General features: G+C 59.7%; 1 protein-coding gene. It reads right to left on the bottom strand.

The window, feature by feature from the left end; translation table 11 throughout:
* Positions 1-71 precede the first annotated feature (71 nt).
* A partial coding sequence (locus tag AC1DIX_RS27880; RefSeq protein ID WP_477328594.1) for a Crp/Fnr family transcriptional regulator occupies positions 72-442 on the bottom strand: 371 nt, incomplete at its 5' end.

Here is a 442-nt window from a genome sequence, read left to right as displayed (position 1 = left end):
CAGCAGGAGGCCGATAGAGCTGTTTCTAGCCGGACGTCGACGGAAACGAAGTCTAGTCGAGGCTGATGCGCTCAGTCCTTCGTCTCGAGGCCGCCCACATTCGCCTCGTAGTCGCGCTCCGGTATACCATAGGCGTCCCCCGCAAGCATTTTCAGACCGGCTCTGTCGCGAATGGTTATGGACGCTCTGGAGGCCGTGATCAGGCGTTTGCCTTCGAGAATATGGATAGTCGTCGTCACACTCTGTCTGCGCACCGCCAGCATGATGCCAATGAACTCGTGGGTCAGTTCGATATCGTCGCCCTCGGATCGGTCGTGGCACATCAGCAGCCATCGGGCCAGACGCGCCTCAATATGCTGGGTGGCGTTGGAGAAGGCCGTATAGGCGACCTGTACGGACGCCGAATGCAGATAGCGGGTGAGGAGATTCCGCAGGGTGACGC

The sequence above is a fragment of the Massilia sp. 05N420 genome (assembly GCF_056397205.1).
The sequence above is the reverse complement of the archived record's forward strand: the minus strand, read 5'-3'. Positions and strand labels throughout refer to the sequence as shown.